The sequence below is a fragment of the bacterium SCSIO 12827 genome, assembly GCA_024397995.1.
Classification (GTDB): domain Bacteria; phylum Pseudomonadota; class Alphaproteobacteria; order Rhodospirillales; family Casp-alpha2; genus UBA1479.
Genome location: CP073746.1, coordinates 2,583,298 through 2,595,536, shown reverse-complemented (window position 1 = coordinate 2,595,536; position 12,239 = coordinate 2,583,298). Strand labels below are relative to the sequence as shown.

Below are 12,239 nucleotides of genomic sequence, written 5' to 3'. Positions count from 1 at the left end.
GCGTCACACGGCGCCGGTGTATTCGCCGCGCGCCGGGTAGTTTTTCTCGATGGCGAAGTCGAGCGCCTTCAGCAATTCGGAGAAATGCGGACGGACGAACGGCATGGTCTGGACCGAGGCGTAATAGAGCGTCTGATCCGGCGAGACCATGAACAGGCCGGGTTCGGAGAACAGGGCTGGTTCTTCGATGCCGATGGACGTCTTGCCCCGGGAGGTCGAGATGAACAGCCCCCATTCCCGTGCCTTGGCCAGGGTCAGGCCGTAACCGACGCGCAATTCCTTGGCGGGGATCTTTTCAGCCATGGCCTTGCCGCGTTCCGAATCATCGCTGGAAATCGCGATGGTGCCGACGCCGCGTTTGGCGAATTCCGGTGTCAGTTTTTCCAATTCCGCCATGTAATTGGCGCAGATCGGGCAGTGCAGGCCCCGATAGAAGCAGATGATTGTTCCGCGTTCGGTGGTTTCCGACGCAAGGTCGAATGTGCCGCCGGTCACCAAATCGACGGACAGATCGGGCGTCTTCTGACGTGGCATGAGCATGGGGCGGGTTTCTCCTTTGAAGTTGAGCCTCCGTGCCGCCACATGCGGCGGCCGGTTTTCGATGACGACGACCTTATCAGTCGTTATAATCAGGAAACTCCAAATTAATTGATCAAAACCCCCTGAATCCCCATGGCTGACCGATATGATCGACTGTCTGCTCTGATCTCCCGTTTTGACCTGCGGGTTCTGCGGGTGCCTTTGGGGGCCGGCAATATGACCGTGTTCGGTGATCCGGAAACGGGTGTGCCGGGGCGTGTCGAAATCCGCACCCGGGGCGGCGTTCCCACCGCCGGGACCAATGAAGTGCCGGTCGCCGCCTGTTCAATCGATTGGGGCGGGGCGGCCAATCCCTTGATGGCGGCCTTGCCGGCGACGGTGTCTCTGCCGATCCGTGACGCGGAGACGCGGGCGCTATTGGATGTGTTCCTGGCCGAGGCCGGGGGGCGGCGTTGTGGGTCCGACAAGGTTCTGGAACGTCTGGCCGAAGTTCTGGTGATCCGCCTGATGCGTCAGCAGATCGAACAGGGGACTGCGGAACCGGGCGTATTGGCGGGGCTTGCCGATGAACGCCTGTCACGCGCCATATCGGCCCTGCACGAAGATCCGGGCCGGGCGTGGTCAAATGCCGATCTGGCGGTTGTCGCGGGCATGTCGTTGTCGCGTTTCGCCGATGCGTTTCGCACGGTTGTCGGCGAAGCCCCGCAAAGTTACCTGCGTCGTTGGCGGATGACGCTGGCACGTCAGGACATGGATCGCGGGGCGCGGGTTCAGACGATCGCCCGACGATACGGCTACGCCAGTTCCGAGGCTCTGTCCCGCGCCTTCCATCGGCAATTCGGCGTCAATCCTACGGAACTGCGCCGCACGGGATAGAGATGGGGTGGGGGCCGCCGGTCTAGAACGCGATGGCGGCCTGGGCTTCGGCGGCTTCTTCCGCCGTCCACTGGCGTACGGGCGTTGGCGCGCGGCCACCGGACAGCGGCAGGAACGTGCCTTCGCCTGGCTCGTCCAGGGTGACGTTGCCCTGTGGGGTGATGACCTCGATGGCGCCTTCCTGGATTTGGAAGCCGTAGTGCGGCTGCCCCGCCGGCATGCCGACGGTCAATTCACCGCCCAGGAAATCCGTGCCGCGAATGCCGATGGTGGCTGTCGGTGTGCCGAAGGCGACTTGGGAGGGGCTGGCCTTGCCGATTTTTCCGGAGGTGTAGCGGAACACGCCGACCACCATGATCAGGGCCTGGCGGCCGGTGCCGGGGCCGGCCGCGACCGGGTCGAAGGTCATTTCATCCACGAAAACCTCGGCCTTTTCGCCCAGCGTCAGGGACGAGCCGTCGGCAAAGCGCACCAAAAGGCGGGCCTCCGGGCCGGTCTTCAGGATGTCGCCGGCGAATACTTTGGCGCCCAGAGATAGCGGCGCGGTCGATCCCGAAAGGCTGCGCGTGGCCTCGCCCTTTTGGCGTTCGATGACGCCCGCGCTCTCCTGGGCCAGGGCTGGCAGGCACATGACCAATAACGCGACCACAAGGGCGGCCGATCGGGTAAACCTGAAATACATAGCGTCGATCATCCAATGTCTTGCGGCCGGTTTCGGCCTGGGTTCGCACTCCCCACTGCGTATTCGGGGCATGTCCTACAGGATACGCACATGGATTTATGTGACTGCGATCACGCGCGGGAGCGTGTGATTGCAGCCTCCCGCTGATGGTTTCGGGAACGGGGCTATTGGAAAGGGAAGCGGATGATCGGCTGTCTAGCCGGCGCCGAAGCTTTTGACCAGTGAGCCGACGGTCATGTACCAGCCATCCACCAGCACGAAAAAGATGATCTTGAACGGCAGGGCGATGATGACCGGTGGCAGCATCATCATGCCCATGGACATGAGAATCGATGCAACGACCATATCGATGATCAGGAAGGGTACGAACAGCAGGAAACCGATCTCGAAGGCGCGCTTCAGCTCGGAAATCATATAGGCCGGAATCAGTACCCGCATGGGCATGTTCGTGCGGGCTTCTTCATCGGGAACGCGCGCAATCTGGGTGAACAGCAACAGATCGCGTTCACGGACGTGGCTCATCATGAAGTCGCGGAACGGCAGGATGGCCCGGTTGAAACCCTGAAGTTCGTCCAGGTCGCCTTGAATCACCGGGTTGATGCCGGTTTCCCAGGCTTTTTCGAAGGTCGGCTGCATGATGAAGAGGGTCAAGAACAGAGCCAGCCCGACCATGACCTGGTTGGGCGGCGTTTGCTGGGTGCCCATGGCCGTACGCAAGAACGACAGCACGACGATAATGCGCACGAAGGATGTGACCATGATAAGGATCGAGGGTGCGACGCTGAGCACCGTGATCAGCAGCAGCATTTGGATGATGCGGCCCGTGGTGTCGCCGCCCTGGTCGCCCAGATCGAGGGAGATCGATTGCGCGAGCGCGGGCGGGCTAAGCAGAGACAGCCCTAAATAGATCGCGCAGGCGGCGCCGATCACCGCCAGGATCATCACCAGAGGGTGGGCAAGGGGATTGCGCCGCCGTCGCCGTGTGAAGATACGCCGCATCTGACCGTCGTTCGTCATGACCGGCCGTCTTTATTGTTGTCGGCGGCGGGCAGGGTGGCGGTGGTCAGGGCTTGTCTGAAATCCGTACCGGTACCGGCGATGCCGGTTTCGATAAGCAGCTCGGACGTGGGGCCGACCAGCAGCAGATGTTCCGTGTCGTCGCGGCGGACCAGGATCAGGCGTCGGCGGCCGTCAAGGGGCGTTACTTCCACGACGCCCAGGCGTCGGTTGCTGGCGCGCTTGATGGCGGCGGCCGGAAAGCCCCAACCGGCGCGCCGCGCCATGGCGGCAAGCAGCGCGATCAGGCCGATCACGAAAATCAGTGCGAGGATGAAGCGGAAATAGCCGCCGATGTCCATGTCCATGGCTCTATTCCTTGCCCGTTTCCCCGTCAGCCGGGCCAAGGCCGGCGCCGATGCGGATTTGATCTTCGAGACGGTTGAGATCCGAGACCATCTTTTCCAGGCGGAGGCGGATGCTGTCCGGGTCCGATGAAGTGAGCGCCATGGTGCGGACGTTTTCGCAGATCCAGGCGACCCGGTCGCCCAAGGGCGACATGTCCAGCAACTCGCCGCCTGCAAGGGCCCGGCGGGCGTTCAGGATCATGGACTCGACCTCTGCCATGGCCGATTCCAGGGACGCGGAAGGCGCATTGTCGCCGCTTGTGTTGTCGTGGTCGCTCATGGTTGGGTATCTCCCATCCATTCACGCACGATGTCTTCGCGGCTTTTACCGGCCAGATCGTCGGCGCCGTTGGCGCGGTAAAGATAAATCAGAATTTCGGCCACGGCGGCGAAGGCTTCGACGGGGATTTCTTCTTCCATGTCGATCGTGGCCAGAAGTTGAGCAAGATCCGCGTCCTCGCGCACCTTGATGCCGTTGGCGAAGGCAATCTGCAGAATCTGTTCGGCCAGACGCCCGCGCCCGCCCGCAACCACGGTGGGCGCCATGCCCGGCAGGGCCCCTTCGGCCAGGGCAACGGCGAGCGCTTCCTTGGTTGCCGGAATGCGCTGGAAGTTCGCTTGCGCACCGTCGTTACCGGTCGGGTCTTTGGGGGTATCTGCGTTCACGTGCCGCTGGTCCCGTTCGCGTGGCGTGGCCTGATGGTCGGCAATAATTGCCGGATTCGCCTGATCCTAACGGTCCCCGGTTTAACAAATGATTACAGCGGGACCGGTTTTCCGTTTCGGAATCAGACGTTTAATGCCAGGCCCAGGTGATTGCGGCGGAACCGGACGTGCTTAATAGGTTGTTAAGGAACCCGGCAGATAATGCCTAGCAGGACGGTTTCCGGGGCTTGTGATGCTCGCCGGAACCAGGGACAACGGATTAATTCCGCTAGATTAAGGGGCCGCGCGCAGATGGATCTGACCCTCTTCGCAGCTGTTAAGAAACGTCTTAATTGGCTTGGCCAGCGCCAGGAAATTCTGGCCCAGAACATTTCCAACGCGGACACGCCTGATTACAAGGCGAAGGATCTCAAGCCGTATCAGTTCCGCGACCTTCTGCGCAAGGAATCGGCGCAGTTGAACATGGTTGTCACGGAGCCTGGGCAGCTGGGCGGCCGACGCAAGCGCATCCGCGATTTCTTTGTCGAAGAGCCGCGCCACCCCTATGAGACGGCGCCCAACGGCAACTCGGTGGTGCTTGAGGAACAGATGGGCAAGGTGGCCGAGACACAGACCACACACCGACTGACCACGGAACTCTACAAAAAGCACATGGAGATGCTGAAAACCGCCAGCCGCGGACGTTAGGCGGTCATTAAAATTCGGGCCGCAAAGGCCACAGGCGAACCTGGAACGGGAACCTCGACAGAACGTCGTCCAAACCAACGCCACCGGACATAGGGAGAACCCTTGCCCGGATAAAGATCAAGGAGGCGAAAGCCCCGATGGACGACATTATCAAGACCATCCGCATTTCCAGCGCCGGGATGCGCGTGCAGGGAACGCGCCTTCGCGTGATCTCGCAAAACATCGCCAACGCGGACAGCCTGCCGCAGCGCCCCGGTGACGATCCCTATCGGCGCAAGCTGGTGACCTTCAAGAATGAATTGGACAAGTCCGTCGGCGTCGAAACGGTGCACGTCAACCGTCTGCACAAGGACCTGTCCGACTTCGGCAGCAAGTATGATCCGTCTCACCCTGCCGCCGACAAGGACGGCTATGTGAAGACACCCAACGTCAATACCATGATTGAAATGATGGACATGCGCGAAGCGCAGCGGTCCTACGAAGCCAATTTGAACCTGATCAAGTCGTCGAAAACGATGTTGAACAGCGTCATCGACGTGCTGCGCAGTAATTAGGGCCGGCGCGGGAAATTTAGGTCCCAACGCGGACCGGGCCCAACGGGCCTAGAACGGGAGCATAACAATGAGCGTGAACGCCGATTTCAATATTCACCAGGCCTTGAACGCCTATCAACGGGCAGCCCGCCAACAGATTTCCGGCACGCGGGATGACGCGCCGCCGATGGCCAAGGCAAACGAGGAGTTCGGCGATCTTGTGCGCAGCGCCATCATGGAAGCCCGCAAGATCGGCGAGACGTCGGAAAAACTGTCCATCGACGCGATCAACGACCGCGCCGACATCACCCAGGTGGTGACCGCCGTGGCCGAGGCCGAAATGACCCTGCAGACCGTGGTCAACGTGCGAGACAAGGTTCTGGAAGCCTACAACGACATCATTCGCATGCCGGTTTAATCGCTCGGCGAGAAGGCTGGAGCCCGCGATCATGAACGAAGTGGATATCGTCGATATTGGTCGCAACGCCATGTGGGTGATCATCAAGGTAGCGGGCCCGATCATGTTCCTTGGTTTGATCAGCGGCCTTATCATCGCCCTGTTTCAGGCCCTGACGACGATCCAGGAAATGACCCTGACCTTCGTGCCGAAGATCATTGTCATCTTCATCGGAATCGTCGTCCTGCTGCCGTTCATGATCAATACGGTCACCACCTTCGCAGACACCCTGTTCGACCGAATTTCGGCGCTATAGGCGGCGAAGGGCGCGGACATGCTTGAAGAGCTTCTTAAACTCAACGTTTTTGCATTTTTGCTGGTTCTGTCGCGCGTCGGCGCCATGATGGCCATTCTGCCGGGTATCGCGGCAGCCTATGTCAGCGCGCGCATCCGCGTCATTCTGGCCACTGCCGTCGCCGTTGTTATGACGCCCGTGTTGGCGGAAAACCTGCCCGCGCCGCCCGAAAGTCCCTATGTCCTGTTCCTGCTGCTTACCGGCGAAATCATCGTCGGCCTGTTTCTCGGCGGGATCGCGGTCATCATGATCAGTGCCCTGCAAACCGCGGGGACTTTGATCGCCCTGTTCGCGGCCATGGCGAATGCCTTGGTTCAGGATTCAATTACCGAACAACAAAGCTCCGTCATCGCCAATATGCTGACCATCGGCGGGCTGGTGATGATCTTCGTCACGGACAGCCATCATGTGTATTTCACGGTGGTGGCCGATTCCTACTCCTTGTTCGTGCCCGGCGAAGGTGTGTCGACCGGCGATATGGCGCTGATGCTGGCGCGCCGGGTCGCCGATAGCTTTGCGTTGGGGTTTCAGTTGTCCATCCCGTTCCTGGTCATCGCCATGGTCTATTACATCGGACTCGGCATTCTTGGCCGACTGATGCCTCAGTTGCCGGTGTTCTTCTTCGGACTGCCGGTGCAGGTCACGGTTCAACTCGGTGCTCTCATGATCGTGTTCTCGTCGATCATGCTGGTGTTTCTCAACCATTTCCAACAGGGGTACGCCGTTTTCACGGGCTAACGCCCGGATCGACGGTAGGGACACATGGCAGAAGAAGACGACTCACAAAAAACAGAAGAGCCGACCGGACGGAAACTCGCCAAGGCCCGTGACGAAGGCCAGGTCGCCCAATCTCAGGAAATCAAGAGCCTGATGGTTCTGGTTGGCGGCGTTGGGATGCTGATGTTCCTGGCGCCGGCCATGGCCCGTGACATCACCCTGATCGGCCGGCGGTTCATCGGGGCCTCCTACTCTATTCCGATGGATTTCGAACATCTGCGCCTGGTGTTCTCCAAGGTCGCGATGGAGATCGGGGTGATTCTCGCGCCCGCCATGGCGATGTTCGTGGTCCTGGCGATCGTCGCCAACGTTGGTCAGTTCGGCCTTATATGGTCGACCAAGAAAATCCAGCCGAAACCGAGCAAGATCAACCCCTTGAGCGGGTTCAAGCGGCTGTTTTCCAGCCAAGGACTGATGGAGTTTGTGAAAGGCATCCTGAAGCTCACCCTGGTCGCGACGGTGTCGTTCGGGCTTGCCATTCCCATGCTGCACGATCTGGAAATGATGCCCGCGATCTCCACATCCGCCGCCCTTCACCGTATCCACGAGATCGCCATCATCATGGCTCTTGCGACCATCGGGGTGATGGGGTTCATCGCTGCGCTCGATTACATCTATCAGCGCGCGACTTTCATGAAGCAGATGCGGATGTCCAAGACCGAGATCAAGGACGAGTACAAGCAGACTGACGGTGATCCGCAGATCAAAGCGCGAATCCGCCAGATCCGTACGGAGCGCGCGCGCAAGCGCATGATGGCGGCGGTGCCCAACGCCGATGTGGTGATCACCAACCCGACTCACTTTGCGGTCGCCCTCGAATACAAGATGGAAACCATGCCGGCCCCCAAGGTGATCGCCAAAGGGCAGGACCTGGTCGCTTTGAAAATTCGTGAAATCGCCGAGGAAAACGAGATCACCATCGTTGAAAACCCGCCGTTGGCGCGGGCTCTCTACGCTTCGGTGGAACTGGACGAGGAAATCCCGGCGGAACACTTCAAGGCGGTCGCCGAGGTTATCGGTCACGTCATGCGGCTCAAGGGCAAGCTGCCCCATTAACGGGCCCGGCGACCTCTCTCCCCCGGGGGCCGCATCCCGGCAGCGAGCGCTGTTGACAGGGGCCGTTCAGTGGTAATCCTGTCACCGGAAGCGGGCTGCCTTGGGCGGGTCCGCCGTCACCGCCGGGCCTCGACATCGAAACCATGATACAAAGAATGCCTCACGTCCTGAACGCCGGTGCGGCCCTGTTGGGGATCGCGGCGGGGCTGATGTTCGGGCTTGATGCCGGTTGGGCGCTGCCCGCGGGCGGTGTGCTGGCAGCGGCGGCGCTGGGGCTTTTGGCGGCGTCCTGGCGCATGGGTCGAAAAACGCCCCCCCGACCGACGGGCGGTCCCATGGCGGAACTGATCCAGATGGCCGCCGGATCGTCCGGCGAGGGACTTTTGATCGCGACCTGGGACGGTGTCGGTATGTATGCCAACGGCGCCTTCCGGGATTTGTTTTTCCTGGATGGTGATCTCGGGCCGACCAACCTGTTGGACAAGGTCGAACGCGCGCTCGACAGCCAAGGCCGATCCCAGGACGTGTTCCGCAAGCTGCGGGCGGCCGCCGCCGACGGCACGCCCGCCGGCGGCGAGGTGATCTGCCGACGTCAGGACGGCAAGCCCGCGTGGCGGCGCCTGCGCATGGAACCCTTCGGCGAGGACGGCATCGGCGCCGGCGCCGGGGAGGGGGCGTCCCGTTATGTGCAATGGCGGGCCCAGGATATTACCGAGGAAAAGCGCCAGACCGCGACCCGCCAGTCGGCGGAGGCACGCCGCGCCGATCTGCTCGACGGCCTGCCCGTGGGGGTTTTCTCCGTCGACGGGCGCGGGCGCATTGTCTACGCGAACTCCTGCCTGGCGAAATGGCTCGGCGTCGATCGCGTGGCCATGGGCGGCAAGCCGTTCGCCGAGTTCGTGGTCTCAGCCAGCCCGGTAAACGGCGGTGACGACGAGGACGGCGACGCGGAATCTCAGGGCGATCACGGTCTGGTTACCCTGCGCGCCGCCGACGGCACGGAATTCACGGCCTCGCTGCTGCAAAGCCACCGGGAAACCACGGACGGCACGCTGGTCTATACGCGCTCCATCCTGCTGCGCGACATGGCCTGGGCGGAAGACGGGGGGGCAGCCGGTCTGGGCCCGGCCAAACGCCTGCGCTTCCTGTTCGACGATGCACCCGTGGCTATTGCGCTGCTTGATGGGCTGGGCAAGGTCATGGACTGCAACCGGGCATTCCTGACCCTGGCGGGTGCCCACCGCGACATGGTCGCCGGCCGGCCCTTCGCCGAACGTCTGCTGCCTGAAGACCGCGACGTGGTCGCCTCGGCCCTGTCCGACGTCATCATGGGCCGGGTGCGGGCGACCCAGACGGAAATCAGATTGGCCGCCCCCGGCGGGCGGCAAGCGGCGGCGACGTTGTTCGCCAGCCGGATGGAGGACGAGCAGGGCAACATCACCGGCCTGGTCCTGCACTTCATCGACACGACCGAGCAGAAGAACCTGGAAATCCAGTTCGCCCAGTCCCAGAAAATGCAGGCCGTGGGCCAGCTCGCGGGCGGCGTGGCGCATGATTTCAACAACCTGCTGACGGCCATGATCGGCTTCACGGATTTGTTGTTGGAACGCCACGGGCCGGGCGACCCGTCGTTCAACGACCTGCAGCAGATCAAGCAGAACGCCCACCGGGCGACCAACCTGGTGCGCCAGTTGCTTGCCTTCTCGCGCAAGCAGAACCTGGAGCCGGACCTGCTCGATCCGGAAGACGCGCTGAACGATCTGTCCAACCTGCTGCGCCGCCTGTTGGGGGAGACGGTCAAACTCAAACTCGAACATGAACGGGGTGCGGGGCGCATCCTGGCCGACCGGGGGCAGTTCGATCAGGTCATCATCAATCTGGCCGTCAATGCCCGCGACGCCATGGCCGAGGGCGGGCCGCTGGTGATCCGCACCTTCCGTCGCGATCTGGAACGCCCGATGCAGCAGTCGGGGGAGGTCATTCCCGTCGGCTCCTACCTGGTGATCGAGGTCGAGGACAAGGGCACCGGCATTCCCAAGGACGTGCTCGACCGCATTTTCGAGCCGTTCTTCTCGACCAAGGAAGTGGGGCAGGGCACGGGGCTGGGCCTGTCCACCGTCTACGGCATCATTCACCAGTCGGGCGGTTATGTGACCGTGGAAAGCCATATCGGCAAGGGCACCACGTTCCGCCTGCTGTTCCCCCGCGCCGACGAGGACGCCCGCGCCCGCCGCGCCGCCGCCGCCCTGACGGACGAAACGGCCCCCTCGGCGACGCCTAAGGCCAGGGCCAAGGGTGACGGCACCGGCACGGGAACCGGAACCGGCAAGGAGCCCGAATTACCCCTGTTCGAGGCCGATCTCACGGGCTCGGAAACCATCCTGCTGGTCGAGGACGAGGACGCCGTGCGCATGTTCGGCGCCCGGGCGCTGCGCAACAAGGGCTACAAGGTGCTGGAGGCCCAGAACGGCGAGGTCGCGCTCGACGTGGTCAACGGCACGGCGCCGAAGATCGACCTCATCATCTCCGACGTCGTCATGCCCGGCATGGACGGCTACACCCTGGTCCGCCAGCTTCGCGAACAGATGCCGGAGGTGAAGGTCATCCTCATGTCCGGCTACGCCGAGGACGCCTTCCAGGACCAGATCGACAAGGACGAAACCCTGCACTTCCTGCCCAAGCCCTTCACGCTGAAGACGCTGGTGGGGAAGGTGAAGGAGATCCTCGTCTCAGCGGGGCCGTAAGGCCGCGCCTGGTCAGGGCGAGTCCCTCCCCGCACTATTAACCATATCCGTTAAGCATAGCTTTCGGAGTCCGATTCTGACCGGAACACTATGTGAACAAACATAAAAATATTCAATTATATCAATATATTACAAATTACACTTGTCTATGAGAACAAAACACGTACATTGATCTCGATTGCAACGGCTTGCGGGCCTATGGAATAAGGGAGTGGCAAGATGGCCGATTCGGCATTGCGTTTGGTGGAGAAGCAGGACGTGGATAAAAGTAAGGCCCTCGACGCGGCATTGGGGCAGATTGAGCGCGCCTTCGGCAAGGGCTCGATCATGCGCCTGGGCCAGCGCGAGGTGGTCGATACCCCGACCATTTCCACGGGCTCCATCGGCCTCGACATCGGCCTGGGCATCGGCGGCCTGCCGCGCGGGCGCATCATCGAGGTTTACGGCCCGGAAAGCTCCGGCAAGACGACCCTGGCCCTGCACGTGATCGCCGAAGCCCAGAAGATGGGCGGCACCTGCGCCTTCGTCGACGCCGAACACGCGCTTGATCCCAGCTATGCCAAGAAACTGGGCGTCAACGTCGACGAGCTGCTGATTTCGCAGCCCGACGCCGGCGAACAGGCGCTTGAAATCTCCGATACCCTGGTGCGCTCCGGCGCCATCGACGTGCTGGTGGTCGATTCCGTCGCCGCATTGGTGCCGCGGGCCGAACTGGAAGGCGAAATGGGCGACACCCACGTCGGCCTGCAGGCCCGGCTCATGAGCCAGGCCCTGCGCAAGCTGACCGCCTCGGTTTCCAAGTCCAACACCATGGTCATCTTCATCAACCAGATCCGCATGAAGATCGGCGTCATGTTCGGCAATCCGGAAACCACCTCGGGCGGCAACGCGCTCAAGTTCTATTCCTCCGTGCGCATGGAAATCCGCCGCATCGGCGCCATCAAGGACCGGGACGAGGTGGTCGGCAACCAGACCCGCGTCAAGGTCGTGAAGAACAAGATGGCCCCGCCCTTCAAGATGATCGAATTCGACATCATGTACGGCGAAGGCATCTCCAAGATGGGCGAACTGCTCGATCTGGGCGTCAAGGCCAACATCGTCGAGAAGTCCGGCTCCTGGTTCTCCTTCAATTCGGAGCGCATCGGCCAGGGCCGCGAGAACGCCAAGCAGTTCCTGCGCGAGAACACCGAGATGGCCAAGGCCATCGAGGACCAGATTCGCCATAACGCAGGTCTGATTTCCGAGGAAATGATGATCGGCTCCCCTGACGCGGACGGCGACGGCGATGCCGGCGACGCCCCGGACACGGCGGCCGACGAGTTCTAGTCGCAAATCCCGATCCCCCCGAGCCCCTCAGCATTGCTGAGGTTGGGGGCCGGGAGGGCAAAGGCGACGCTTTGCGCGGAATAAAGAACCGCTCAAGGTCTTACACATCCTCATTCCCAGGCCCGTCACCCTCCGGGCCGACCCCAGGCCTGTCCCCCCAGGCCGAACCGGTGGTGTGCCCCCCAGCACTCCTCCCC

General features: G+C 62.0%; 15 protein-coding genes. 9 read left to right on the top strand and 6 right to left on the bottom strand.

Annotated elements, in window-relative coordinates; translation table 11 throughout:
• Positions 1–3: 3 nt before the first annotated feature.
• The gene (locus tag KFF05_12240; protein UTW50712.1) at positions 4–540 is read right to left on the bottom strand and encodes an AhpC/TSA family protein; all 537 of its coding nucleotides are present in this window, start codon (positions 538–540) and stop codon (positions 4–6) included.
• A 132-nt stretch (positions 541–672) separates the two neighbouring features.
• On the opposite strand from KFF05_12240, the gene KFF05_12235 reads away from it, so the two are divergent.
• Positions 673–1,416: a helix-turn-helix transcriptional regulator gene (locus tag KFF05_12235; protein ID UTW50711.1), complete on the top strand. Its 744-nt coding sequence runs from the start codon at positions 673–675 to the stop codon at positions 1,414–1,416.
• Between the two features lie 22 nt (positions 1,417–1,438).
• Here the strand turns inward: KFF05_12235 and KFF05_12230 are convergent, their stop codons facing one another.
• The 5 genes from KFF05_12230 to KFF05_12210 all read right to left on the bottom strand — a co-directional run bounded on the left by KFF05_12230 (position 1,439) and on the right by KFF05_12210 (position 4,047).
• A complete protein-coding gene (locus tag KFF05_12230) occupies positions 1,439–2,110 on the bottom strand; it encodes a FecR domain-containing protein (GenBank protein UTW50710.1) in 672 nt (223 codons plus the stop codon).
• Positions 2,111–2,293: 183 nt separating this feature from the next.
• Entirely contained in the window at positions 2,294–3,040 is a 747-nt protein-coding gene (gene fliP / locus KFF05_12225; protein ID UTW53693.1) for a flagellar type III secretion system pore protein FliP, read from the bottom strand.
• 71 nt (positions 3,041–3,111) lie between these two features.
• The gene (locus KFF05_12220; GenBank protein UTW53692.1) at positions 3,112–3,456 is read right to left on the bottom strand and encodes a flagellar biosynthetic protein FliO; all 345 of its coding nucleotides are present in this window, start codon (positions 3,454–3,456) and stop codon (positions 3,112–3,114) included.
• A 10-nt stretch (positions 3,457–3,466) separates the two neighbouring features.
• Positions 3,467–3,781: a hypothetical protein gene (locus KFF05_12215; protein UTW50709.1), complete on the bottom strand. Its 315-nt coding sequence runs from the start codon at positions 3,779–3,781 to the stop codon at positions 3,467–3,469.
• Positions 3,778–4,047: an EscU/YscU/HrcU family type III secretion system export apparatus switch protein gene (locus tag KFF05_12210; protein UTW53691.1), complete on the bottom strand. Its 270-nt coding sequence runs from the start codon at positions 4,045–4,047 to the stop codon at positions 3,778–3,780. Before KFF05_12210 ends, KFF05_12215 begins: the two co-directional genes overlap by 4 nt.
• 411 nt (positions 4,048–4,458) lie before the next feature.
• Here KFF05_12210 and KFF05_12205 point away from each other — a divergent pair, with 411 nt between their 5' ends.
• From KFF05_12205 to recA, 8 genes are all read left to right on the top strand, one after another.
• Complete coding sequence (locus KFF05_12205; protein UTW50708.1) at positions 4,459–4,854, top strand: flagellar basal body rod protein FlgB; 396 nt, start codon at positions 4,459–4,461, stop codon at positions 4,852–4,854.
• A 137-nt stretch (positions 4,855–4,991) separates the two neighbouring features.
• Positions 4,992–5,408 carry a flagellar basal body rod protein FlgC gene (flgC, locus tag KFF05_12200; protein ID UTW50707.1) on the top strand — a complete coding sequence of 139 codons (417 nt, stop codon included), beginning with the start codon at positions 4,992–4,994 and terminating at the stop codon, positions 5,406–5,408.
• Positions 5,409–5,574: 166 nt separating this feature from the next.
• Complete coding sequence (locus KFF05_12195; GenBank protein ID UTW53690.1) at positions 5,575–5,805, top strand: flagellar hook-basal body complex protein FliE; 231 nt, start codon at positions 5,575–5,577, stop codon at positions 5,803–5,805.
• 31 nt (positions 5,806–5,836) lie between these two features.
• Entirely contained in the window at positions 5,837–6,100 is a 264-nt protein-coding gene (fliQ, locus tag KFF05_12190) for a flagellar biosynthesis protein FliQ (protein ID UTW50706.1), read from the top strand.
• A gap of 18 nt (positions 6,101–6,118) precedes the next feature.
• Positions 6,119–6,877: a flagellar biosynthetic protein FliR gene (locus KFF05_12185; GenBank protein UTW50705.1), complete on the top strand. Its 759-nt coding sequence runs from the start codon at positions 6,119–6,121 to the stop codon at positions 6,875–6,877.
• Between the two features lie 24 nt (positions 6,878–6,901).
• On the top strand, positions 6,902–7,972 hold the full coding sequence (gene flhB, locus KFF05_12180) for a flagellar biosynthesis protein FlhB (protein ID UTW50704.1): 1,071 nt from the start codon (positions 6,902–6,904) through the stop codon (positions 7,970–7,972).
• A 143-nt stretch (positions 7,973–8,115) separates the two neighbouring features.
• On the top strand, positions 8,116–10,716 hold the full coding sequence (locus KFF05_12175; GenBank protein ID UTW50703.1) for a PAS domain-containing protein: 2,601 nt from the start codon (positions 8,116–8,118) through the stop codon (positions 10,714–10,716).
• 219 nt (positions 10,717–10,935) lie between these two features.
• Positions 10,936–12,042, top strand: coding sequence for a recombinase RecA (gene recA, locus KFF05_12170; protein UTW50702.1), 1,107 nt, complete (start codon positions 10,936–10,938; stop codon positions 12,040–12,042).
• Positions 12,043–12,239: the final 197 nt, after the last annotated feature.

Bases quoted from the DNA above. Each gene is read 5' to 3' on its own strand.
- KFF05_12195 (UTW53690.1), top strand. From the start codon at position 5,575: ATGGCCAAGGCAAACGAGGAGTTCGGCGATCTTGTGCGCAGCGCCATC.
- KFF05_12240 (UTW50712.1), bottom strand. From the start codon at position 540: ATGCTCATGCCACGTCAGAAGACGCCCGATCTGTCCGTCGATTTGGTG.
- flgC (UTW50707.1), top strand. From the start codon at position 4,992: ATGGACGACATTATCAAGACCATCCGCATTTCCAGCGCCGGGATGCGC.
- fliQ (UTW50706.1), top strand. From the start codon at position 5,837: ATGAACGAAGTGGATATCGTCGATATTGGTCGCAACGCCATGTGGGTG.
- KFF05_12230 (UTW50710.1), bottom strand. From the start codon at position 2,110: ATGATCGACGCTATGTATTTCAGGTTTACCCGATCGGCCGCCCTTGTG.
- fliP (UTW53693.1), bottom strand. From the start codon at position 3,040: ATGATCCTGGCGGTGATCGGCGCCGCCTGCGCGATCTATTTAGGGCTG.
- KFF05_12205 (UTW50708.1), top strand. From the start codon at position 4,459: ATGGATCTGACCCTCTTCGCAGCTGTTAAGAAACGTCTTAATTGGCTT.
- KFF05_12235 (UTW50711.1), top strand. From the start codon at position 673: ATGGCTGACCGATATGATCGACTGTCTGCTCTGATCTCCCGTTTTGAC.
- KFF05_12210 (UTW53691.1), bottom strand. From the start codon at position 4,047: ATGGCGCCCACCGTGGTTGCGGGCGGGCGCGGGCGTCTGGCCGAACAG.
- KFF05_12175 (UTW50703.1), top strand. From the start codon at position 8,116: ATGATACAAAGAATGCCTCACGTCCTGAACGCCGGTGCGGCCCTGTTG.
- KFF05_12215 (UTW50709.1), bottom strand. From the start codon at position 3,781: ATGAGCGACCACGACAACACAAGCGGCGACAATGCGCCTTCCGCGTCC.
- flhB (UTW50704.1), top strand. From the start codon at position 6,902: ATGGCAGAAGAAGACGACTCACAAAAAACAGAAGAGCCGACCGGACGG.
- recA (UTW50702.1), top strand. From the start codon at position 10,936: ATGGCCGATTCGGCATTGCGTTTGGTGGAGAAGCAGGACGTGGATAAA.
- KFF05_12220 (UTW53692.1), bottom strand. From the start codon at position 3,456: ATGGACATCGGCGGCTATTTCCGCTTCATCCTCGCACTGATTTTCGTG.
- KFF05_12185 (UTW50705.1), top strand. From the start codon at position 6,119: ATGCTTGAAGAGCTTCTTAAACTCAACGTTTTTGCATTTTTGCTGGTT.